Consider the following 24,329-nt stretch of genomic DNA (forward strand, 5'->3'; position numbering starts at 1 on the left):
GACACCAAAAGACAGGCTTTTTAGCATATGGGTTCATTTTGTAATTTTATGCTATAATAATGGCTGTTATAAAGGAGGAAGACTTAATGGTTGAAGAAAAAAACAATGTATCAGAGCCAAAGCCTTCCCGCTTACGGAGAACCATGCGAAGGCTCGGCCGTGTCATAAAGTGGGTCGTCATCATCGGTTTTATGGGAGCACTATTCGCAGGAGGAACCGCCGCCGGCTATATTGCTTCTATTGTAAAAAACGAGCCCGTGCGTTCCAGATCTACGATTCTACAGGAAGTAGATAAAAATGCAATTACAGGCTTCGCTTATTTCAATGATGGCTCTCCCATCGGGCAGCTTCGGACCGAGGAAGATCGAAGACCTGTTACATTTAAGGAGATTCCTCAGCTCGTCATTGACGCAGTCATTGCTATTGAAGATAACCATTTTTACGAGCATAAAGGTGTCGATTTGTCGGGAACGCTGCGTGCTGTGAAGCAAAAGGCACTACATGAATCCGTACAAACTGGAGGGAGTACTCTTACCCAGCAGCTTGCACGTCGTGTCTTTTTAAATCTTGATCGTACGGATGACCGCAAGGTCAAAGAAATTTTACTATCTCTGCGCCTGGAGCGCTTCCTGAGTAAGCAGCAAATAATTACAGCCTATCTCAATAAGGTACCTTTCGGTAACGGATCAAGCGGTTACAACGTCTTTGGTATTAAAGCAGCGGCCAAAGGTATTTTTAATGAGAATGATTTGGGCAAGCTTAATGTAGCCCAAGCTGCCTATCTGGCAGGTTTGCCACAACTCCCTTCTTCTTATTCTGCTTACAACGGTAAAGGCGAATTTAATGAAGCTGGTTTTAAAAGAGCGATCAACCGCCAGCACCTGGTGCTCAGCCGAATGCTGGAGGAGAACAAAATCAATAAAGCACAATATGATGAAGCGATGGCTTTTGATATCAAAAAATCTCTCGCACCACGCACTGTTAAGGCTTATAACACCTATCCATATCTTATGATGGAAACAGAGCGGCAAGCTGCGCAGGCACTCATGTCTGTCACCAATCCGAGTCAAAAGGCTAATGCCAGTGCGGATACCAAAACCAAGGATGATAACGACTTGCTCAAAGAAGCCGAACAGCAGCTTCGCACAGGCGGCTATATGGTATATACCACCATTGATAAGAGCGTGTACAAATCTATGCGTCAAATTGCAGAAAATAAGGACAACTTCTCTGCTACTAGTAAAACCAAAGGTGACGAGCAAGCGGCAGCCATTCTGATTCAGCATAAAACCGGCGCCATTCTCGGTATGATGGAAGGTCGTGACTTCCAAAAAGAGCAAATGAACTACGCTACCCAGATGGTACGCCAGCCGGGTTCAGCCATGAAACCGATTGCTGCTTATCTGCCTGCTTTGGACAGCGGTCTTGTACAGCCTGGCACGATTGTGGATGATGCCCCTATTATTTTGAAGGATGGCAGTAATGGATATCACATCCCGAAAAATTCCAACAACCGCTACCAAGGATTAGTCACAGCGCGTTATGCACTGAATCAATCGCTAAATACGATAGCACTCAAGCTGTTTAACGAAAAGGTAGGGATCAATAAGGCGTGGGCTTTTGCTAAAAAACTGGGTATTACCACCTTGGAACCAAGCGATAACAACGCCCAAACCGGTGTACTCGGTGGCTTGGCCCACGGGGTAACCGTTGAGGAGCTCACCAATGCATATGGAGCCATCCCAAATGGCGGTGTGTTTAATGATGCCTACATGATCGAAAAGATCGTGGATTCGCAAGGCAATATTGTATACAAGCATCAGCCTAATCCCGTGCAAGCCTTCACACCACAAACTGCCTACCTGATGACGGATATGTTACGTACAGCCGTATCGGAAGGCACAGGCAAACTGGTGAGACGTAACTTTAATCAATCCGGCAAGATTCCGATTGCCGGTAAGACAGGCACTACGCAATCCTACACCGATGTGTGGTTCGAGGGCTTTACACCTGACGTCACGCTGGGAGTGTGGGTTGGATACAAGCAACCTGTCAATAAGCTTGAAACGAAAGCACAAAAAGAGCGGGCTCGTCGTCTATGGGCTCTAATCATGAATGAAGTAACGGCTAAAGATTCTCAGTTATTCCAAACGGATAGTTTCAAGAGACCTGACGGTATTGTAAGCCGGACAGCATCCGCTTATGGTTCAGACATTTATAACAGTAAATATTTACCCAAAAACAGTGAAAATGGCGTTACCCGTGCGAAATATATTACCTATCAGGGTGTAAATTACATTCCACGTGATGGTACGCCAGATGATATGTTGTATGAACGGACCGTTAGAAAACGGGAAAAGCCAATCTCAGAATTGATTAAAGAGCTTCAGCAAGCCTTTACAGTGATGAGACGGCATAATTCGTTGTCCTACTATCTGCCTCAAGATGCAGATAAAGAAGCTCCTACTCAGATTGATCCACGCAGGGACGATGGGGCAGCTCCTAACGCTCCATCTAGCGTCAGCGTAAGCTATAGCGACGGCAAGGCCATAATTAGCTTTAGCCCAAGCGGAAACAGTGATGTTGTAGGTTACCGTCTATATCGTTCTACAGATGGAGGCAGCTTCGAGCGGCTTGGCAAGGTTGTCATGGCTGATGGCTCCAAGGTATTCTCCGACAGCCCTGGTGGAAGCAGCGCAAGTTACTATGTGACCGCCGTTGATGTGGGAGGACATGAGTCTGGACCAAGCAGCAAAGCAGACACAGCACCTGTAGTACCACCTGCGGATTCTGAGTCACCAGAAGCTCCGGGCGAGGGAGATGAAACAGGTGCGCAGCCTACAGAAGTTCCTACTGCTCCTGAACAGCCCCAAGCTAAAGCGGCAGGCACGTCCGTAGTGCTCCAATGGAGTGCAGGAAAGCCTGCGGACGCTATAACAGGCTATAACGTATATTACAGTGAAAGCGGTGCGGAGCCTTTTAAAAACATAGGCTCTACCGCAAACACCAACTTTGAGTATAAACCAGGCCGCAAGCCCAAAGGCTGGTTCCGTGTTACTTCCATGAATACCATGGGGGAATCGGCTCCTTCTGGAGCCGTTCGTCCATAGTTCAAGACAAAAACAAGAAGCAATATTTTGGGTGAGATGAATGAGTTCATCCTAATAAAAAAGGGAGTCTTCATAGCTATAATGGCTATGGAGACTCCCTTTTTAGTGCAAACATGCATCAATTCAATCCTCAATGGTAGACAGGTCACCTGTAGGAAGGTTAAGCTCCCAGGCTTTCAGCACACGTCTCATAATTTTGCCGGAACGGGTTTTGGGTAACTTTTCCTTAAATTCAATTTCACGCGGAGCAGCATGAGCAGACAGCCCTTCCTTGACGAAGCGGTAAATGTCCTGTTGTAACGCTTCCGACGCGGTATAGCCATCACGCAGGGCGACAAATGCTTTAATGATCTCTCCTCGAACAGTATCTGGTTTCCCAATGACTCCAGCTTCCGCTACAGCAGGATGCTCCAGAAGCTTGCTCTCAACCTCAAAAGGACCGATGCGCTCTCCGGAGGAGTTGATAACATCATCAATTCTTCCCTGAAACCAGAAGTATCCGTCCTCATCCATGTAAGCTGAATCACCGGATACATACCAACCGGGAAAGCGGAAATATTCCTGAAACTTATTTGGGTTGTTCCATATACGGTTCATCATGGATGGCCATGGTGTACGAATCGCCAAATGTCCCATCCTATTAGGAGGCAACACCTGGCCTCTGTCGTCCAAAATAGCAGCTTGAATACCTGGAAGTGGCTTTCCCATCGAACCTGGTTTAATCGGCAGCTCTGGGTAATTACAGATCAACTGGCCTCCTGTTTCCGTCATCCACCAAGTATCATGAATACGCTGTGTGTATACTTGCCAGCCCCATCTCACTACCTCGGGATTCAGTGGCTCCCCAACGGATAATACATGCCGCAAGCTGCTGAGATCATAGTTGGAAACTACCTGCTCCCCTGCGCTCATCAACATCCGAAACGCCGTAGGAGCACTATACCAAATCGTCACTTCGTGACGTTCAATCGTACGGTACCAGTCCTCTGGGCTGAAACGGCCTCCACGGATGACATTTGTTGCTCCATTTAGCCAAGGAGCAAAAATGCCATATGACGTTCCCGTAACCCAGCCAGGATCCGCAGTACACCAATATACATCATCTTCCCGCAGATCCAGCACCGTTTTACCCGTATAGTAATGCTGAATCATTGCATTTTGTACATGATACACGCCTTTGGGCTTGCCCGTTGAGCCTGATGTATAGTGAATAATTAATCCATCTTCACGACTCAGCCATTCGGGCTCAAGATCTTCTGAGGACGTGAGCATTTCCGTTTCGAAATCAATAATTCCCTGCTCCCGTTCGTCCATATCACCAACCACAAAAATATGACGCAACTCAGGAAGCTCCTCACGTTTCACCCGTGAAAGAAGCGTAGGTGTGGTTACTAATGCCACCGCCCCGCTATCCTCCAAGCGATCTTTAACCGCCGTTTCCATAAACGCCTCAAATAGTGGACCGACAACAGCCCCTACCTTTAAAACCCCAAGCATGCTAATGACCAGTTCAGGTGAACGCGGCATGAATATAAACACCCGCTCCCCTTTACCAATACCGTATTTGCGCAGCACATTTCCGAACCTGTTGGAGCTGGCACGGAGCTGAGAAAAAGTGTAGGTTTCATGACGGTTTGCGTCGCAATACAAAAGTGCTGCTTTCTCCCCCCGGCCTTCCTCTACATGTCGATCAATCGCCTCATGTGCCATATTCACTTTGCCTGTTTCATACCACGTAAAATGACGTTCTACATCTTCCCACTGAAAGTTGTTGTAAGCTTGTTCATAAGGGCCCATGTTGGATGTGGGAACTACAGCCTGGAGTTCTTCAATCTTCATGCGTTCAGCCTCCTCACAATGGAATAATGAGAATTACACAGAACAAAATAGCGCTTACAAAATTAATGATGCAAATCAAATCTTTTGATTTGCGGTTTGATTTAAAGCATTTAATTGTGAACAATTCGTGTCTAAATCAGTATATCATAGGTGAGGATGTGACGACCATCCTTTTCATTTATTTGTTTTTTTGTTATAAGTAGGGGATATGAAGAGGTACTGATGGCAAACAAGGAGGTCGCACCCATGCAGCATTTAAAATTGTACCACTTGGACACACTGGATCATAACGGACAAACCATCCATGTAGAAGGACCGGTATCCGCTGATCGATTGCGTTCATTTCAAATGCATACGCAATTGGACGCCTTTCGTAAACCAAAGGAGCAATTCGACGCGCTGGTGGAAATTTCAGAACTGCCTGAAGGCAGAATCATCATTGCCCATGATGGAGAAACCCTTCTGGGATATGTCACTTTTCACTATCCAGATGAGATGGAACGCTGGTCGGAAGCTGGCATGAAGGATTTACTGGAACTCGGAGCTGTCGAGGTAGCCGATGACTATCGCGGACTGGGCCTGGGTAGCCGAATGATTCGGATTGCCTTTGAAGACGGACAGCTCGAATCCTATATTATTTTTACAACCGAATATTACTGGCACTGGGATTTAAAAGGCAGCGGTCTTTCCGTATGGGAATACCGCCGCATGATGGAACGCCTGATGAAAACCGTAAATATGGTATGGTACGCCACGGATGATCCTGAAATATGCTCACATCCTGCGAACTGTCTGATGGTACGAATGGGAGATGATGTGCCCCTCGAATCACGAGAACAGTTTGACCGTATCCGGTTTGTTCGAAGATTCATGTATTAAAAATATTACACTCTTATCCCAAATGCTTGAGCATGAACTCCACAATACGGTGCGAACGATGTGAGGCTTCTACCGTAAACTCAGCATAATTCACGTGAGCCGATCCATCAGCCTTATCTGACATCGATCGTAGGACAACATAAGGCACAGCGTTCATATGAGCTGTCTGAGCCACTGCGGCGCCTTCCATCTCGGTACAAGCACCGTCCATTTCTTGGTGCAATGCTGTCACTATCTCACGATTTGCGACAAATTGATCGCCGGAAAGTACTTTCCCGACAATGTATCGATCGCCAAACGATTTGCAGGCTTGTTCAGCCAGACGGACAAGCTCGGGATCGGCCGCGAACTCTGAGGTGTCCTGATAAGGAATGACCCCTCTGGCATAACCCAAAGGCGTTACATCCATGTCATGCTGCATACATGTTGATGAGATGACAATGTCCCCAATGTTTAAATCCGGGTGTACCGCCCCTGCCACTCCCGTGAATATAATTTGTTCGACGCCAAAATGATCAATTAAGATTTGTGTTGTTACCGCAGCATTGACTTTGCCTACACCGGACTTGCAGACGACTACCCTTTGCCCGTGAATCATTCCGGTAGTGTATGTGATTCCCGTCTTGGTCGTCTTGCTTGCTTCCGTCATTGCCGAGAGCAGCAATTCAATTTCTTCATCCATCGCACCCATTAATCCATAAAGTCGGCTCATTACGCATCCCTCGTTTCTTAGTTTGATGATGATTTCACAAGAAGCTATGTATCTACGAAAAAAGCTCCGTCAAAGGAGCTTTCATCGAAGGTGTATCCTATTCGGCACTGTGCCTAGTCTAAATAATTAACTGATAACCGCAAAATAGTCTCGTGCGGCAAAATAACGCGAGAGTTCTCCACGTTTTCCTTCTTCATCAGCTTGGTCAGCAAACGCATGGCTACCGCACCCAAATCGTACATTGGTTGTGCGACGGTTGTCAGCTGAGGACGAACCATGGAGGCCATACGAATGTTGTCAACACTGATTACCGAAAAATCATCAGGGACTTTCAATCCCTCATCCTGAATACTATGAATCGCACCAATTGCCATTTCATCCGTAGCGGCAAAAATAGCACTTGGTTTCTTCTTCAGACCGAGGAAGTATTTCATGGCTTCAACACCGGATTCATAGCGGTAGTTCCCGATTCTCACGAGATCCTCCTGATAATCAATTCCAGCTGTTTCCAATGCTCTCTTGTAACCTTGGAAACGTGCATAGCCGTTTGCAGGGTCTTGAAGCGTACCACTGATCATTGCGATTTGACGGTGTCCATGGCGGATCAACGTGTTAACTGCATCAAAAGCAGCGGCTTCATGGTCAATATCAACTGAAGGATAGCTACCTTTTTCATCACTCGTTGCACATAGAACAATAGGAACTGCAGCTGTATGGAAGGCCTGAATATGCTCGTCCGTTACTGTGCCGCCCATGAACAGCAGTCCATCCACTTGCTTTTCAAGTAATGTGTTGATAACGCGGATCTCTTTTTCTTTACGCTTGTCGGCATTACATAAAATGATGTTATAGTGATACATATTTGCAATATCCTCAATACCGCGTGCAATTTCTGCAAAAATTGAGTTCGATATATCCGGAATAACCACGCCAACAGTCGTTGTCTTCTTGCTGGCCAGACCTCTAGCTACCGCATTCGGGCGATATCCCAATTGTTCAATCGCTTCGTACACCTTCTTGCGGGTCTGAGGTTTTACATTAGGATTATTGTTAACTACGCGGGACACCGTGGCCATTGAGACACCAGCTTCGCGAGCTACATCATAGATCGTTACCGTCACATTCCTTCTCTCCATTGCCAATAAATTTTCAACCGAATCCTAGATCAACTAATTAGAACCATGATACGACAAAATACTACTTTATGCAACGACAGCACTCATTCTATCTATGTGAGATGATCGTGAAGCGCACGGGCTGTAATATTCGAATGGGATGTATGCCAGACAGCCTCCCCGTCCTTGATTAAAATGGCCTGCGGCGATTCATGTTTCACCTGAAGCTTGTCCGCAGCCGCATTGGACACCGGCCGATCTTCTACTACATAAATGATACCGTATTCAATATTTTCGTCGGGAGCACCTTCCAAATAAGACTCCACTTCCTGATATGCACCTGCACTTATCGGACAACGTGTACTGTGCTTAAAGAGGAGTAACGGCTTGTCTGATGACGCTTCCAGAGCCGTATTTAATTGTTGAATAGTAGTCATTTTCGTCATCGTCGCCATTGGATATACATTCCTTTCTGTGTCTTGTCGTATGGCCTATTCTCATCGTAACAAAAAGAACATGTAAAATCCAATGGTGACCATGAAAATTTTCATATTTTTTAGTTTTTCGTATTCGTAAACACCGATTTACTGGTAAAACCGGATAATTGAACCAATCTTTTCTCTACATCATTCATCCAATCTTCATCTCCTAGGCTTCTCGCATAGCGATAAAGATCCAGTAAGAGATTAATTCGAAGCTCCATTCGCTCCTCCAAAGCGGATTGCCAATCCACATTGGGATTATCCGCTTCCTCCAGTACAAGCTTACGAATAATTTCTGCCAGTTCATTGTTGCGTGCAAAAGATATTCGCCGGGGTGCAGGTTTGCTCCCTAAACTTTGTAATAGTTCCTTAATGTCCTTCGTCACATGCTGCAAAACCTCACTGGAAAAGCATGACGGACATGAGAATACAGGGACATGCAAAATTTCAACCTTACTCGCATATATTACCTTTCGCAATTCCAGCCCCATCGGTTCACCACATTGGCATTGCTTATGCATTTTACCACCTCATTACGTAGGATCAAACTTATATGAGGATCTCATCAGAATCCAGATATATCTATTTACTAGTCTATAAAATATTTGTTAACTCAATAAAATCTATCATACCTTTTTTTATTTCGACTTTGGGGCCTCAAATCCTTCCACAGATTGCAGCAATGAACAAATTACCAAAGCTTTGGGGGTCAAAAAATGACGACGATTGTTGTTAAAGAGCGACTCCTAACCCGAGAATCTGCGGAGGAATGGACTTCGGGCGTACTTTTTCTTAAGATGTAAAAGTACAGATTACAAAACAAAGGTGTCATCATGTGACGCACGAAAGGATGGTTGGATGTCAAGACTTACCGGAAAAAAGGTAATTGCCCTGGTAGATGAGGAATTCGAGGATCTGGAATTATGGTACCCGGTGTATCGCGTTCGTGAAGAAGGCGCGGAAGTACATTTAGCCGGTGCTGAAAAGGGTAAAAAGTATATTGGAAAATACGGCGTACCTGCTGAAGCAGAATATGCCTTTGAAGAACTGAATAGCAGCGATTATGACGGAATTCTCGTTCCTGGCGGATGGGCGCCCGATAAACTGCGCCGCTATCCCAAGGTCATTCGACTCGTACAGGAATTTCATGCCGCACATAAACCCATCGGACAAATCTGCCATGCAGGCTGGGTACTGATTTCTGCAAAAATATTGGATGGTGTTACGGTCACCTCCACACCAGGTATTCGTGATGATATGGAAAATGCAGGAGCCATCTGGAAGGATGAAGCTGTGGTGACAGACGGACATATTGTATCCGCTCGTCGACCGCCTGATCTTCCCCCTTACGGAAAAGCGTTCTGCGATGTATTAGCTAATAACGCTCAGAAATAAGATATCCAGTCCGCACATTCAGGACTTGAGTAACCCTTATCTATAGCTATATCGAAAAAGCACCTTCAAAACCACTTTATTCATGGTTTTGAAGGTGCTTTTTTGTACGAGCCAATCTAAGCTTTCAGATTTTAAAGCATTACTGCCGCCCAGGTCCGGCCGGGGTGCAGCTGATATTAGCTGCAGTCAGCTTGTCTTCGATCGCTGCACCAGTAGACATGCCAAAGCAAGCACGAGCAACTGTCATCGCCTCAGATGCGGTCGTATTCAGCACACGATGCTTGACCCGCAATAAAGATTGGGGGGACATACTGAGCTGATGTATTCCTAGTTCCAGCCAAAGTGGAACGGATCGTTCATCTCCAGCCATCTCACCGCAGACACTCACATCAATTCCGGCTTGATGTGCCGCCTGTGCAGTCATGCGCAGCATTCGAAGTACAGCCGGGTGGTATGGATGGTACATATGCGCAATCTGCTCATTCATACGGTCCACAGCCAGCACATACTGAACTAGATCATTTGTTCCGATACTAAAAAAATCGGTTTCAGCTGCTAATAGATCCGCGATCATCGCCGCAGCCGGAACCTCAATCATAATTCCTCGCTGTATTTTGGGATTATAGGCAAGCCCTCTTGCATCCAGATCCGCCATAGCCTCCTTCAAAAGAACATCTGCCTGACGGACTTCCTCCACGGATGAGATCATCGGGTACATGACCTTGATATTCCCCGTTGCACTGGCTCGCAAAATTGCAGTCAATTGAGTTTTAAACATTTCCTTCCAATCCAAACTAATCCGTATAGCACGATAACCTAGAAAAGGATTTTCTTCCTCTGGGAGTTCAAGATAATCCAACGGCTTGTCGCCGCCGATATCCAATGTACGGATGACTACGGAGTGATTGCCTGCCTTTTCCGCTATTAGCCGATATACTTCATACTGTTCCTCTTCATCAGGAGCAGATTTGCGATCCATATATAAAAATTCCGTGCGGAACAGCCCCACACCTTGAGCTCCATGCTTCAAAGCGGCCTCCAGCTCTTTAACGGAGCTAATATTGGCCGCCAGCCTCAGCGTGGTTCCATCCTTGGTCACAGCTTCTACCGAAGCGAGTACCTGAAGCTGCTCTTTTCTGCGTCGCTGCTCGTCACGCAAAACGATATAGTGGTCTGTTACTGATTTTTCCGGATTTACATACACCCTGCCCAGGTCTCCGTCCACAACCATCATATCTCCGGTTTGAACGGGCAAATTCAAATTGCTCTCCAATCCTGAAACGAGTGGGATACCAAGCGCACGGGCCATAATCGCGGAATGCGATGTTTTACCACCATTCATAGTCACAATCCCCAACACGTAGCTGGGATTCAGGTGTGCCGATTGGGATGGCGAAAGCTCCTTGGCTACCAGAATATAGGGCTGTGTGTCGTTAGGAAGAGTCACTTCCGGTGCGCCCAGCAAATGCTTGAGCAGTCGGTTCCCCACATCCTTAATGTCGATTGCCCGCTCCTTCATATATTCATCATCCAGCAAATCAAACATGGTCACAAAATGATCAATAGCTTCCTTCACAGCCACCTCGGCCGCCTTATACTGACGCTGAATAATTCCGCTAATTTCATTCATGAATTCCGGATCTTCCAATATCGCAAGATGAGCATCAAAAATGCTGGATTCCTCCGGTCCCACCATCTCTCGAAACTCATCCTTAATAAACTGGATTTCACTTTTGGATGTACGTATCCCTTCATACAATCGTTCAAATTCCTTCGCTAGATCTACCGTATCCATTTTTTGATCTGGTAAATCCCATTCCCAGCTCGGCAGGACAAATGCCTTCCCGATGGCCACACCTGCTGCGGCGCCGATGCCTTCTATCATGTTTCTACCCCTCCAACATTCCTGTCATGCAGCACAACGGACATTACCGAGGCCTGACCTTTTTTCACTGTTTTAAACGGAGCAAAGCTCCACGACTTGACGCGATCCGGATTCGTGATGACCATAGGAGTCACCAGCGATGGAGCTTGCTCTCGTAGCGCCTGCAAATCAAATTTGATCAGCAATTGCCCCGGTTCCACCGTATCGCCTGCTTCTACCATAGCAGTAAAATTCCCTTTTAGCTGTGAAGTATCAATCCCGATGTGAAGCAGAACCTCAAGTCCTTCTCGTGTGGAGATGCCTAAAGCGTGCATGGTCGGATACAAATGCATCACAGTACCATACACCGGAGACACAAGTTCACCGCGTTCAGGAACAAAAGCAACACCGTCCCCAACCAGCTTCGTTGCAAAAATTTTGTCAGGCACTTCATGAATCGGTAGCATTTTTCCATGTACAGGAGCATTGAACAAAATTTGAGGAAGATCACGTTCCATCAACTTCGCAATTTCCTCACGGATCAGTTCTGAATATGTTCCAAATACGACTTGTAAATTACCCCCGCCCAGATTAATAAGCCCGGCTGATCCCAAAGCCTTCATTGCTCCGGTATCAATCAGCCTGTCATTGTGAACGGTCAGCCGTAAACGGGTAATGCAGGCCTCTACCTGCACAATATTCTCCTTCCCACCGAGTGCTTCCAAAATAAGCGGAGCACTGTAAGGAATATTACCGGCCCAATCCTCCAGAACTGAGCCTTCCTCGCGACCAGGGGTTGGAATACGGAACCGACGGATCGCCCATCGAAACAGTACATAATACACAAGTCCATATGCCACTCCGACTGGAATTAGTAACCAGGCGTTATGTGACAGGTGGAAATTAAGGACATAATCTATAAAACCCGCCGAATATGAAAAGCCATGATGAATGTCCAACTCAAAGGTAAGCCACATGGCCAGACCGGACATAACCGCATGAACGAGGAACAAATAAGGAGCAGCAAACAAAAAGGCAAACTCAATCTGTTCCGACACTCCGGTAAAAAAGCAGACCAATGCGGCCGTCAGAAACGTTTTCTGCACCTTTGGTTTCAAATCTTCACGAGCTTCCTGAATGATCGCTAACGCAATCGCAGGGATCGCAAACATCATAATGGGAAACAACCCGGACATGAAATAGCCCGCTGTCGGATCGCCAGCAAAAAAACGGGGCAAATCCCCCTGCACAACGTTGCCAGACGGCGTTTTATATGTACCCAGTTGAAACCAAAATATATTATTAAGCAGATGATGAAGACCAAAAGCTGCCAATAATCGGTATAGAATACCGTAAATAAGCAGTCCAAAACCGCCCAAGCTCGATTCCAGGCCTACTATAAATTCCAGTCCTCGCTGGATCAGCGGAGCAATAATCAACATAAGCCCTGCAAATACAGCAGAGAACAGGCCAATAAGCAGCAGAACAAATCGGGTTCCCCCAAAAAACTGAAGCACTTCGGGCAACTTAATGCTTTTGAAGCGATTATAAGCCAAGCCTGAAATAATCCCCAAAATGATACCAATGAGCGTCGCTGGCTGAATGAGTCCGTTTCCAAATCTCAATGTGACCTGATCATATATAGCCATACCGGCCAATGCAGCCAGTCCCGCCTGACCTGCTTGATTCGACATGCCCAGTGCAACACCCACCGCAAACAAATACGGCAAAAAATAAAAAATCCCGTGTCCCGCCGCATTTGCCATATCAGACACCATAGGAAATCCCCACGTGGCCCAAGGAAGGCTGCCGAGACTTAGCAATATTGCAGCTGCTGGTAGCACCATCGTCGGGAGCATGACAGCACGACCAAGCTGTTGTAAGGATCCGAGCCAATTCATGGCATTCCTCTCCCTTCTATCCCTGATGGTAAGCCGAATAAATACTTTTGTCAAAGCAATGGTTCCGTCAGCCAAAAATATTTATTTACGCTTTTACAGGTCATATAACTTATTACTCAGCGATAACCCTATGAATTTAAACTAGACCCTATCATATTCCAAGCATACATACATTATATGGATTCCTGAAAGTATAATATACTGTATCATAGTTCTGATTTCACACCAAAAACCTTCAACCCTATGAAATAAGGGAAGAAGGTTTTTTTCATGCTCATATAGCATGATTCAGCGATGTGATTATCCTTTACGTACAGCTTGGGTCACTGAATCCTCCACCTTAATGCAACGATCCATAATAACCGTCATTCCATGCTCCTGCGCAATGTCAGCGGCTTCCTGGCTTATAATTCCCTGTTGCAGCCACAATATCTTAGCTCCAATAGCAGCGGCTTCACGCGCAACCTCTGCGCAGTATTCGCTACGCCGGAATACATTAACCAATTCAACGGGCTCTGGTACTTCAGCAAGACTGGCATAGCAAGTCTCTCCAAGAATCGTTTGTCCTGCGGCCGCAGGATTTACCGGAATAATCCGGTATCCCCGCTGTTGCATAGCATAAGAAACCATGTATGAGGTGCGGTCTGATTTATCAGACAAACCAACAACCGCAATATTGCCTACTTGTTCCAAAATATTCTTAATCTCTTCTCTGGACGGATTTTCAAAAGCCATTTTTTCTCCTCCTGTCTGCATCTTAACTTACCTTTATTTTACCCATTCTACAGAAGCACCAAGCGTCGTCAGATGGTCGAAATACTGTGGATACGATTTGGCGACATGATGCGCATCCTTGATCACTAGCGGCTTCTGCGCACGCAAACCTACAACCGTCAATGCCATAATGACACGGTGATCAAAATGCGCGTTGATTTCCACACCACCTTCGACACCCTCCGGTCTACCATGCACAATGATTTCCGCTTGACGTTCTTCTACCCGAGCTCCAGCCTTGCTCAATTCATTCAAATAATCGGTAATACGGTCACATTCCTTATACCGTAAATTTTCCACGTTATAGAAACGGGACGTACCTTCGGCAAATACAGCCGCAGCTACCATGGCAAGCACAGCGTCTGTCGCAGCATCACCGTCAAACTCGATGGCTTTCAATCGACCGTTCCCCTTTACGACAACGGTATCGTTCTCATGTGTCAGTGGCACTTCCATCATACGCAGCACGTCTACAATAGCACGTTCTCCCTGTTTGCTCTGTTCTTTAAGACGATGGATGGTTACATCGGAATTCGTTACTGCAGCCGCCGCCAGCACCGCAGCACTCCCTGGATAATCCCCCTGTACAGTATACGTACGTGGCTGATAGGATTGCCGACCCGGTACGCGGAAAGACATGTAGTCATCACTTGCATGAATGGTAATACCAGCCTCTTGCAATACCTCCAGCGTCTGCCCAATGACCACTTTGGATTTCAAATCATGCAGCACTTCAATTTCACTATCTTCCTCCAGTAGAGGTGTAAGGAACAACAGAGCGCTTAAATACTGTGAGCTAACCGAACCGGACACTTGGATTTTACCGCCCTTCGCCTGACCACCCTGAATACGTATTGGCAACTTGCCTTCACGATGATCTACTCTAACCCCCAGTTGGCCCAGTGCATCAATTAGATCATCATGGGGTCTTTTCCCCAAGGAGTCGGGATATGTATTCACAAATGTAACATCCGGACATAGGGACGCAATTCCCATCAAAAAACGGAGCACCGCTCCTGCATTGCCCACGTTCAGTTCCTTCACAGCTTGAGGATGGCTACCAAAACCTGTAATCACGATTTTTTCATCATCCTCTTCCAGCACTGCTCCCAGATCGGTGATACAACGACGCATAGCATCACTGTCTTCACTATGAGCTGGATAGTAAATAGTACTTTGCCCATCAGCTAGTGCAGCCGTTAGCAGATAACGAGTAGTGTAGTTTTTGGAGGACAAAGCCCCAATCTCTCCTTGCAGGGAAGGGGTAGGTCTAACGATAACATCCATATTATACATGCTCCTTTTCGATTCAAACCATCCTAGTTTACGTTAATTATACAAGTTGTAACGTTCATTTCTCCACCTAAAAAATAAGGAATATTCATCTAGGTCTGTCGAGGTTTAACAACCTGGTTGACTAATCTTTATTTGATTTTTAGATTTAGGCTAATTGACAGCTTAGAGATCGCTTCGCTATCATACATAGAGAGTGTGACGTTTCTCACACGTCAACAATACAAATAGTACCCATTTACATTAGAAAAGAGGTCCAGCCATGACGCAAATCGCTCTGATTGAACCTTCTGAGCTTCGCGCACGCCTGCAAGCAGGGGAGCAATTGCAATTGATCGACGTCCGTGAAGCGGAAGAAGTAGCGGAAGGTATGATTGAAGGTGCCAAGCACATTCCGCTCGGACAGATTCCGGGCCGCCTTGAGGAAATTGAACGCACCGATGAAATCATCTTTATTTGCCGGAGCGGTTATCGCAGTGAACGTGCCTGCGAATATTTGCAGCAGTTAGGTTACGAGGGTTGCACCAATATGACTGGTGGCATGCTGCAATGGTCACAGGAGCAGTAAAACAGCTAGTCTATAAAAGAGACGGAAGATTCCCGTCTCTTTTATTTAAACTCAAAGCCTTAGACGCGGTAAAGCATTAAAATATCATACTTCTATCATACCATAGCGTCAAAAGATTACACAATCCTTTAGCGCATCCAACATTGTATCTAAAATACCAAATCAAAAACGGAAGCTTCTTCGCCCCAGAGGGCAAAAAAGCTTCCGTTGCGTTACATACTGCATTCTTACATATTCGTCAGTTCATTAGAACCATTGATGATGGAATACGCCTTCTTTGTCCACACGCTTGAACGTGTGTGCACCAAAGTAGTCACGTTGCGCTTGCAGCAGGTTTGCTGGCAAACGCTCCGTGCGATAGCTGTCATAGTAAGCAAGCGCGCTGGAGAAGCCAGGCACTGGAACACCTTGAGATACAGCCACGGAAATCACTTGACGCCATGCATCTTGATACGTTTCTACTACATTTTTGAAATAAGAGTCCAGCAATAGGTTTTTCAGAGCAGGATCACGGTCATACGCATCCTTGATGTTTTGCAGGAATTGCGAACGGATAATGCAACCACCGCGGAAGATCATTGCAATTTTTCCGTATTTCAAATCCCAATCATATTCATCGGAAGCTGCACGCATTTGAGCGAAACCTTGAGCATAAGACACAATTTTACTTGCGAACAGGGCTTTACGTACGCTTTCGATAAATTCTTTTTTGTCGCCGCTGAAGGATTCAGCTTTAGGACCGCTCAGCACTTTGCTTGCCGCAATACGCTCATCTTTCATAGCAGACAAGAAACGGGAGAATACGGACTCGGTAATCATGGACAATGGCACACCCAGATCCAGCGCACTTTGGCTTGTCCATTTACCAGTACCTTTTTGACCTGCAGCATCCAAGATCACATCTACCATAGGCTTGCCTGTTTCAGCATCATACTGGGAGAAGATGTCAGCTGTAATTTCGATCAGATAGCTGTCCAGTTCACCTTTATTCCATTCTGTAAAGATTTCATGAAGTTCTTCCGCACTCACATTCAGGACTGATTTCAGCAAGTGATATGCTTCACCAATCAATTGCATGTCGCCGTACTCGATACCATTATGCACCATTTTTACATAGTGACCAGCACCGTCGGGACCGATATATGTACAGCATGGGTCGCCGTCCACTTTAGCAGAGATTGCAGTCAGAATCGGCTCTACGAGTTTGTAGGCACTTTCTTGTCCACCCGGCATAATGGCAGGACCATTCAAGGCACCTTCTTCACCACCGGATACGCCTGTACCAATAAAGCGAAGTCCTTTTTCCTCCAGCTCCTTGCTGCGGCGCTGTGTATCAGGGAAGTAGGCATTGCCTCCGTCTATAATAATGTCGCCCTTGTCCAGATGAGGCACAAGCTGTTCAATCGTGGCATCTGTAGCTTTACCAGCTTGAACCATGATCAGGATTTTACGGGGTGATTCCAGTGAGTTCACAAATTCTTCAATGGAGAAAGTACCCGTCAGTTTCTTACCTTCTGCTTCTTTGATAAGATCGTGCGTTTTTTCTGGAGAGCGGTTAAAAACCGAAACGGTGAAGCCTCTGCTCTCAATATTAAGGGCCAAGTTTTTACCCATTACCGCCAGGCCGATCACACCAATTTGCTGTTTTGCCATCTGGTTCCTCATCCTTTGCAACATATTTTGTATTCTATATCGCCGCTTTACCGCATTACACTTTATGTGAATCGGAACACGTGCACTTCTATTTTAACGTTTTTAGTGTCAGAAGTGAACCCCTGTCTAATCACAGATCAAAACACCCCATTTGCATGAGGTGTTCCGATGTACTACGCTTCCATCATCAGCAGTTGGTGAGATAGCGTTTGCAGGCGTTTGTGGCAATTCTCGATTTTAATCGTATCTTCCTCGGTCATGGCTGTGAACAGCTTCTCCAATTCATCGTCCACTTCCATTTTGAGCAGCAGCAGCCGGGTTTCCCCTTCATTGGAAGCGTACATATCTTCCATTTCCTGAGCGGACAGCACGGGTCCTTTCTGATAAATAACACGCTGCTTAAAGCCAGTAACCTCGACCAGACGAATGACCTCGCCGAACAAAATATTTTCTACCAAGATATGATGATCCTTGACTCTTTTGACAATGGCATGACCTCGAGTACTTCCAATTAGCTTCTCCAGCCACTCAGCCAGCTTGGCATCGCGGATTACATAATCTCCAGCCAGCTTATAGTGTCCTGTGCGCAATTGTTGAAAACGGAGCTTCACCAGCTTGCGCCCGGTTCTCACCGACAAAACCAGATACGACTCATCCTCGCTCCAGTACAGCGAATACCCTTCCGATATCAAATCCTTGATCAGATTATGGATATGCCGACGGCTAAACCGGAGCTCTAGATTGCAATATTCTACCTCACAGCCCTTGTTCACGGCATTCCCTCCTTTTTCAAGTCCGATTCAAGAAGTCCGGCTACAGCAAGCCTGCGGCTTTCCCGCTTGATCTTCCCTTGCTCTATTTTATACTTCATTTTATGTAAGGGTACTTGGTTATTTGACCTATTTTTATGAGTAACAGCGCACAATCCTACTTTTGCCTTATGTGCTTGTACCGAGCCTGGTCTAAAGACGGTCAAGCCCGCTGACATTATGCTATAATCGGACATAATACGCCACACGATATGGCTTAGCCTAGTTACAGGAGGAATAGGAATGACATTTAGTGGATTTACTGCAAAGGACTTTGATGTTTTTGAGATACCAGGATTGGAACCTCGCATGGAGGTGCTGATTCAACAGGTTCGGCCCAAGTTGGAGGCGATTGGCGAGGAGTTAGCCCCCTTCCTGACGGACTTATGCGGGGAGCCTATGCACGTTCACGTTGCCAAGCATGCACGACGCAAGGTCAATCCCCCGATCGATACATGGGTAGCCTGGGCGGCAAATAAACGCGGGTATAAGGCGTTGCCGCATTTTGAGGTAGGTATGTTCGCTTCCCATATATTCGTCATATTCGCAGTCATTTATGAAAGTCCGAATAAAATCACATTTGCCCAGGCGCTTGAAACCAACCTGAGCGATGTGCGATCTAACATACCAGGTCACTTTTACTGGTCCATGGATCATATGGCTCCACAAGGTACAGAACAGCAGCAAATGGACACTGAAGAGTTTCAAATCATCATTAACAAGCTGCAGCAGGTGAAAAAAGCCGAGGTCATGTGCGGGCTCCGCATTGATCGTAATGATCCTCTCGCTAGTGACGGAGCTGCGCTACTGCAGACAGTGCGTTCCACTTTTGAGCATTTGCTGCCACTGTACCGGATGTCTTTTCCAAAGGAATAGCTTCAGAATAAATGCGGCCCTGATCCACTTCTAAAAGCACCGTTCAAGCCTTAACAACGGTTTTTCTCCGTGGATTGCGCGCCAAAGCCAGATGGCAGCCAAACATGAGCAGCATCACGATCCCACTGATGATAAATGGAGCTGTGTGTCCAGCGCGGTCCCATAGCACTCCTGAAACGAGCGGACCGATAACCATGCCAGAGCCTTGGAGTGTTAAAAAAAAGCCCCATACTGTTGCACGCTCGCTTTCCGGAATCAGTTGGGCAAGAAACGTGTTCCATGCAGGCAAAATGAGCGCATATCCCAAGCCAATAATTGCTACGGATACAAACACAAGCGGGATGGTCTGTACTGTTGAAAAGAAAAATAGCGTGGTCCCGGCAAGCAAAAATCCGATGTGCAAAAAGTACTTGGTTCCAAGGCGATCCACCAGCTTGCCACAAGGGATCAATGCCAGCACAGTCACCCCACCGCCGGCAATCAGAAGCACGCTATACAAGTTCGGTGAAATTCCGAGATCCGTCCGCGCGTACAGCGTTAGCACAGGGCTGATCAAACCGATGACAAAGGACTGCAAAAACAGCGCAGGGTAAATTAACGGATTCACATTAAGCTTGGTTTTGAGCGTGCTGATCGTCTCCTGGATACCACTCAGCACTTGCCGCTTCTGCTTGGACTTCCCATCAGAAGATATGAGAGCGCTCTGTTCGAGGTCACCTTTGCCAGCAGACCTGTTCGTTCCAGGCAGCATAAGAGCAACCAGTAGTAATACAATACTGCATCCTATCAAAATCATGAACACCATACCGTAAGAGTGTCCGTAGTGGGATATGGCGAAGTTCATAACGAGTGGACCCAAGCCCGTTCCGCCCATGGACGCAATTTCCAGTGTTCCCATCGCTGCACCATTATTGTTATTAGGTCCGGACATTTCGGTCGTTCCGGTCATCACACACGGCCAGAGCGGAGATGTCCCCAGTCCTAGTAGCAGACACGCGATGACGAGCCACACAGGTTCCGTCAGTGCGCTTAGCATAATGATCGCTACAAGTGTAAACAACAACGCGGTTGACATCGTGCCACGGTAACCGAGCCGTTCAGCCATCCAGCCCGCCGGTGCCCGGAATGCATTGTCTCCGAAATACTGAAGCGAAAAGGCTAAACCGATAATTCCGGCCGACAGCCCCAACGTTTCTCCCATATATACCGGCAGGATCGATACCAGAAGAGATCCCTTCATAAATTCGACCAGAAACACCAGTATCCATAATTTGGCAAAAAAAGGAGTCCACAGCCGCTGCGAAGCTTTTTTTCGTCTAATTTGCTTCATCTATCCCACATCCTCCGCCTTTGTTTTTTGTCTATACATTCGGGGTTCTCCGCCTACTCCACTCTTTCGCAAATAAATGCGCCCTCAATCGCTTGCATTCCTACTTCAAACTGCTATACTCAATTTTGTTCTATTATCAATTGCACAGGATTGTCGAAATCCTGCATGAAAGGTTGTGACAACACTAATGAATCAAAGCAACACCCCGCTTTTTACTGCTTTGAAAAAGCATGCTCAGAGCAACCCGGTTCAATTTCACATCCCAGGTCATAAAAAGGGAGTGGGGGCAGATCGGGAATTTCGCGAATTTATGGGGGATAATGCTTTTTCCATAGATATGATCAATATCGCTCCATTGGACGATCTGCATCAGCCATCAGGCGTCATTGAAGAAGCTCAAAAGCTTGCAGCAGAAGCCTTCGGAGCTGATTATACTTATTACAGTGTACAGGGGACAAGCGGAGCCATTATCACCATGATTATGTCCATTTGTGTGCCAGGTGATAAAATTATTGTACCCCGAAATATACACAAATCCATAATGTCTGCCATCATCTTCGCTGGTGCGAAGCCGGTATTCATTTCTCCGGTCAGTGATGAGAATCTCGGTATTCACCACGGGGTTACAACCAAGTCCGTACGCCGGGCATTGGAACGTCACCCTGACGCCAAGGGCGTCCTTGTCATCAACCCGACATATTACGGTGTGTGCGCCGATTTGAAGGAAATTGTAGATCTCGCTCACAGCTATAATGTGCCGGTCCTGGTCGATGAGGCTCACGGAGTACTGATTCATTTTCACGCTGATTTGCCGATGTCCGCCATGGAGGCGGGGGCAGACATGTCAGCTACAAGCGTTCACAAGCTGGGTGGTTCTTTGACTCAAAGCTCGATACTAAATGTAAATACAAAAAACGGATTCGTTAATCCGCAGCGTGTACAAACTATTTTCAGTATGCTGACAACGACGTCCACTTCGTACATTCTGCTGGCTTCGTTGGACACATCCCGACGCAATTTGGCCCTTAATGGCCATGAAATCGCACAACGTGCTCTGGAATTAGCTGAATATTGCCGCGCAGAGGTCAACAAAATCGAAGGGCTATATTGCTTTGGCAGTGAAATTCTTGGCACGGAAGCTACCTATGATTATGATCCGACCAAAGTGACGGTTCATATTCGCCATTTAGGCCTTACCGGATATGATGTGGAAAATTGGCTGAGAGATCACTACAATATCGAAGTTGAGCTTAGCGATATGTATAATATTCTCTGTTTGGTGACTCCTGGTGATACCAAAGAGGAAATTGACATTTTATTAAAAGCTTTGCGCGAGCTGGCTTCACTGCACTATTCCACAGGTCAGCAGCATGAGCTGGTTGTAAAGATACCGGATATACCGCAGCTCTCCCTCATTCCGAGAGACGCTTTTTACGGAGATACGGAAATTGTACCCTTCAAGGAATCTGCTGGCCGTATCATTGCAGAATTCATTTATGTATATCCACCAGGCATCCCAATCCTATTGCCGGGCGAAGTTATTTCGCAGGACAATATTGATTATATTGTAGATCATGTGGAAGTAGGCCTGCCTGTTAAAGGACCTGAGGATCGAACGGTACATCAGGTGAAGGTTATCGTTGAAACTGACGCTATTTCTTAAACAATGGTCTGTTAGCATCTGCATGCAAAAAAATGTTGATGGTCAACAAAAAAAGCCCCCATTCGGGGGCTTTTCTAGTGTTTTGAAGAGCAAGAGCAGCTGCTGTATCCAATCTTATTCGTATTGGGCAACAAGCTCGCTATAAGCTGCTTCTACACGCTTCCACTCATCTTCGTCCTCAATATTGTAAAGCACCATTTCTTCGTTTTCTTCTTCCATACGAAGAATGATACCATCCGCTTCGGGATTGCCACGCTCAAGCAACAGAGCATACACGTGATCTTCTACGTCAAAGGTCTCTACCAGCACCATTTCTACATCTTTGCCATTTTCATCAGTTAGCGTAAGAACCATTTCTTCATGTTCGTGGTCATGATCGTGGTTGCAGGCTTCACCGTGTTCATGTTTGTGATCACTCATGGAAATACCTACCTTCAAATTGTTTTATTTTCCCTCGTATCGTAACATGATCAAGAGTGCAGGTCAATTTGTGGTATGCCTAATTTATCGCTGTGATGACTTTTTCGGATACCAGTGTATAACTACCGTCTTTACTTTCTTTAATGTAGAAACCGACTCGATAGTTCCCTGCTGTTTTGAAATCATACGTAAAGTCGTTCGTACGGAACCAGAAGTTATCCTTTTGCGCTCCTTTGATATCTTGGGACTGAATATCCTTTACATTGCCCGAAGGGTCGGTAATCGCTACTTTCACTCCGGAGATATCTGTTTTCAGGGTATCAATTTGGCTGAAAACATTAAATTTCACTTTGTTACCTTTATTCACGTTACCAAACACAGTATCTCCCTTGAACAGGAACATATGCACGTTTGGCTGGTCGAAGACAACTTTTCCACCAGAGGGATCAAAATTTACAAGCCCGTTAAAGTCACGGATAGGCACATAAGTTTTCCCATCAATGACAACTGCGCCATCTTTTGACACTTCTCCGTTAATAATCAACTGCACTTGGTCCTTGGCGGACTCCGCCGAAATGACGGTCCCTCCCATTATTGAAAAGGCCATCACTAGGGCCATGACTTTTCTCCATTTCATACTACATATCCCTCCATCGTTATCTGTTAAAAACCATCTGTCGTACATTTATACCTAGCTCAGCCGCACAAGTTGCGCTGTGTTTCACAAATTGTCCAAAGTTTTTACATAAGGAGCCAAATCTTTAGTTCCTGCAGCCTAGATGTTAAAATACGATTGTAGAGTGTCTTATAACACATCGTCTGGAGGGTGAATCCATAATGGGCCTAACGATACAGATGCTTGGTACAGGTAGCGCCTTTGCCAAGCATTATTACAACAACAACGCGCTGCTGGATAGCGGGGAAGGCAAGCTGCTGATCGATTGCGGTACAACCGCATCTCTAGCATTACACCAGATGGGTGTCCCTTTGCCTGATATTGACGCTATTTTAATCACACATATTCACGCAGATCATGTCGGAGGCCTAGAGGAATTCGGTTTTCAAATGAATATCCTCCATCGTCGCAAACCTCTGCTTTATATCGCCGAACCATTAATCCATCCTTTATGGGAGCATACGCTCAAGGGCGGCATGTCACAGCAAGGTATGATTGACAAGCTTGAGGATGTATTTGAGGTAAATGTCATAACCCCTGACGTACCCACCACCTTAGTACCGGGTATCCAGGTAGAGCTGATCCCTACACGGCATATTCCTGGTAAAAACAGTTACTCTTTGTTCATTAATGATCGTCTTTTTTATAGTGCGGACATGGTTTTTGATCCCGATTTACTTCATCATCTGGTGCATGAACGGGGATGTCGAAGCATCTTACATGAGGTTCAATTACAAGGTGCCGGAGAAGTCCATACAACGTTAGATGAGCTGCTAAGCTTGCCAACACCTCTTCAAGAGCAAATTCATCTGATGCACTATAGTGACGATATGGAACAATTTAGGGATAAGGCAGGGATTATGTCCTTTCTGGAGCAGCAACGAGTATATCCGCTAGCAGAATTGGAACGTGCAGAGTAACCGAGCTAAAGGGAGTATTAACAATTAACAAAAAGCCGCCCGACTTTCCT

21 protein-coding genes are annotated in these 24,329 nt (G+C 46.1%); 7 read left to right on the plus strand and 14 right to left on the minus strand.

What is annotated here, in order from left to right:
• Window positions 1-86 precede the first annotated feature (86 nt).
• Window positions 87-3,110, plus strand: coding sequence for a transglycosylase domain-containing protein (locus ACH59B_RS15715; RefSeq protein ID WP_013371876.1), 3,024 nt, complete (start codon window positions 87-89; stop codon window positions 3,108-3,110).
• A gap of 123 nt (window positions 3,111-3,233) precedes the next feature.
• On the opposite strand, the gene acsA is transcribed toward ACH59B_RS15715, so the two are convergent.
• A complete protein-coding gene (gene acsA / locus ACH59B_RS15720; RefSeq protein ID WP_404302045.1) occupies window positions 3,234-4,949 on the minus strand; it encodes an acetate--CoA ligase in 1,716 nt (571 codons plus the stop codon).
• Between the two features lie 246 nt (window positions 4,950-5,195).
• On the opposite strand from acsA, the gene ACH59B_RS15725 reads away from it, so the two are divergent.
• Window positions 5,196-5,828: a GNAT family N-acetyltransferase gene (locus tag ACH59B_RS15725; protein WP_016822378.1), complete on the plus strand. Its 633-nt coding sequence runs from the start codon at window positions 5,196-5,198 to the stop codon at window positions 5,826-5,828.
• Between the two features lie 13 nt (window positions 5,829-5,841).
• On the opposite strand, the gene ACH59B_RS15730 is transcribed toward ACH59B_RS15725, so the two are convergent.
• The 4 genes from ACH59B_RS15730 to ACH59B_RS15745 all read right to left on the minus strand — a co-directional run bounded on the left by ACH59B_RS15730 (window position 5,842) and on the right by ACH59B_RS15745 (window position 8,658).
• A complete protein-coding gene (locus ACH59B_RS15730; protein WP_016822379.1) occupies window positions 5,842-6,540 on the minus strand; it encodes a 5'-methylthioadenosine/adenosylhomocysteine nucleosidase in 699 nt (232 codons plus the stop codon).
• Between the two features lie 113 nt (window positions 6,541-6,653).
• Window positions 6,654-7,661: a catabolite control protein A gene (ccpA, locus tag ACH59B_RS15735; protein WP_013371881.1), complete on the minus strand. Its 1,008-nt coding sequence runs from the start codon at window positions 7,659-7,661 to the stop codon at window positions 6,654-6,656.
• Window positions 7,662-7,768: 107 nt separating this feature from the next.
• Window positions 7,769-8,110: a bacillithiol system redox-active protein YtxJ gene (gene ytxJ, locus ACH59B_RS15740; protein WP_016822380.1), complete on the minus strand. Its 342-nt coding sequence runs from the start codon at window positions 8,108-8,110 to the stop codon at window positions 7,769-7,771.
• Window positions 8,111-8,211: 101 nt separating this feature from the next.
• A complete protein-coding gene (locus tag ACH59B_RS15745) occupies window positions 8,212-8,658 on the minus strand; it encodes a hypothetical protein (RefSeq protein WP_016822381.1) in 447 nt (148 codons plus the stop codon).
• Between the two features lie 337 nt (window positions 8,659-8,995).
• On the opposite strand from ACH59B_RS15745, the gene ACH59B_RS15750 reads away from it, so the two are divergent.
• Window positions 8,996-9,532, plus strand: coding sequence for a type 1 glutamine amidotransferase domain-containing protein (locus ACH59B_RS15750; RefSeq protein WP_126666129.1), 537 nt, complete (start codon window positions 8,996-8,998; stop codon window positions 9,530-9,532).
• Between the two features lie 139 nt (window positions 9,533-9,671).
• Here the strand turns inward: ACH59B_RS15750 and ptsP are convergent, their stop codons facing one another.
• The 4 genes from ptsP to aroA form a co-directional block, all read right to left on the minus strand.
• Window positions 9,672-11,417 (minus strand): phosphoenolpyruvate--protein phosphotransferase, encoded by a 1,746-nt coding sequence (gene ptsP, locus ACH59B_RS15755; protein WP_019687966.1) that lies wholly within the window; start codon window positions 11,415-11,417, stop codon window positions 9,672-9,674.
• Window positions 11,414-13,297 carry a glucose PTS transporter subunit IIA gene (locus ACH59B_RS15760; protein WP_013371886.1) on the minus strand — a complete coding sequence of 628 codons (1,884 nt, stop codon included), beginning with the start codon at window positions 13,295-13,297 and terminating at the stop codon, window positions 11,414-11,416. Before ACH59B_RS15760 ends, ptsP begins: the two co-directional genes overlap by 4 nt.
• 300 nt (window positions 13,298-13,597) lie before the next feature.
• Window positions 13,598-14,032, minus strand: coding sequence for a CoA-binding protein (locus tag ACH59B_RS15765; RefSeq protein ID WP_019687968.1), 435 nt, complete (start codon window positions 14,030-14,032; stop codon window positions 13,598-13,600).
• A gap of 33 nt (window positions 14,033-14,065) precedes the next feature.
• Complete coding sequence (gene aroA / locus ACH59B_RS15770) at window positions 14,066-15,358, minus strand: 3-phosphoshikimate 1-carboxyvinyltransferase (protein ID WP_250247609.1); 1,293 nt, start codon at window positions 15,356-15,358, stop codon at window positions 14,066-14,068.
• 268 nt (window positions 15,359-15,626) lie between these two features.
• Between aroA and ACH59B_RS15775 the strand changes: the two genes are divergently transcribed.
• The gene (locus tag ACH59B_RS15775) at window positions 15,627-15,932 is read left to right on the plus strand and encodes a rhodanese-like domain-containing protein (protein ID WP_404302050.1); all 306 of its coding nucleotides are present in this window, start codon (window positions 15,627-15,629) and stop codon (window positions 15,930-15,932) included.
• Between the two features lie 246 nt (window positions 15,933-16,178).
• Here ACH59B_RS15775 and gndA read toward each other — a convergent pair whose 3' ends face one another.
• Entirely contained in the window at window positions 16,179-17,585 is a 1,407-nt protein-coding gene (gene gndA / locus ACH59B_RS15780) for an NADP-dependent phosphogluconate dehydrogenase (RefSeq protein WP_404302052.1), read from the minus strand.
• Between the two features lie 173 nt (window positions 17,586-17,758).
• A complete protein-coding gene (locus ACH59B_RS15785; RefSeq protein WP_016822387.1) occupies window positions 17,759-18,358 on the minus strand; it encodes a hypothetical protein in 600 nt (199 codons plus the stop codon).
• Between the two features lie 279 nt (window positions 18,359-18,637).
• Between ACH59B_RS15785 and ACH59B_RS15790 the strand changes: the two genes are divergently transcribed.
• Window positions 18,638-19,270, plus strand: coding sequence for a YktB family protein (locus ACH59B_RS15790; RefSeq protein ID WP_404302054.1), 633 nt, complete (start codon window positions 18,638-18,640; stop codon window positions 19,268-19,270).
• A gap of 43 nt (window positions 19,271-19,313) precedes the next feature.
• Here the strand turns inward: ACH59B_RS15790 and ACH59B_RS15795 are convergent, their stop codons facing one another.
• Window positions 19,314-20,600, minus strand: coding sequence for an MFS transporter (locus ACH59B_RS15795; RefSeq protein WP_019687971.1), 1,287 nt, complete (start codon window positions 20,598-20,600; stop codon window positions 19,314-19,316).
• 187 nt (window positions 20,601-20,787) lie between these two features.
• On the opposite strand from ACH59B_RS15795, the gene ACH59B_RS15800 reads away from it, so the two are divergent.
• Complete coding sequence (locus ACH59B_RS15800) at window positions 20,788-22,263, plus strand: aminotransferase class I/II-fold pyridoxal phosphate-dependent enzyme (protein ID WP_039276095.1); 1,476 nt, start codon at window positions 20,788-20,790, stop codon at window positions 22,261-22,263.
• Between the two features lie 114 nt (window positions 22,264-22,377).
• Here ACH59B_RS15800 and ACH59B_RS15805 read toward each other — a convergent pair whose 3' ends face one another.
• On the minus strand, window positions 22,378-22,683 hold the full coding sequence (locus ACH59B_RS15805; RefSeq protein WP_007431055.1) for a DUF1292 domain-containing protein: 306 nt from the start codon (window positions 22,681-22,683) through the stop codon (window positions 22,378-22,380).
• Between the two features lie 79 nt (window positions 22,684-22,762).
• Window positions 22,763-23,320: a hypothetical protein gene (locus tag ACH59B_RS15810; RefSeq protein ID WP_013371897.1), complete on the minus strand. Its 558-nt coding sequence runs from the start codon at window positions 23,318-23,320 to the stop codon at window positions 22,763-22,765.
• 200 nt (window positions 23,321-23,520) lie between these two features.
• On the opposite strand from ACH59B_RS15810, the gene ACH59B_RS15815 reads away from it, so the two are divergent.
• Window positions 23,521-24,279: an MBL fold metallo-hydrolase gene (locus ACH59B_RS15815; protein ID WP_404302057.1), complete on the plus strand. Its 759-nt coding sequence runs from the start codon at window positions 23,521-23,523 to the stop codon at window positions 24,277-24,279.
• Window positions 24,280-24,329 lie beyond the last annotated feature (50 nt).

The sequence above is a fragment of the Paenibacillus sp. DP01 genome, assembly GCF_044784315.1.
In the GTDB taxonomy this organism is placed as follows: Bacteria; Bacillota; Bacilli; order Paenibacillales; family Paenibacillaceae; genus Paenibacillus; species Paenibacillus polymyxa.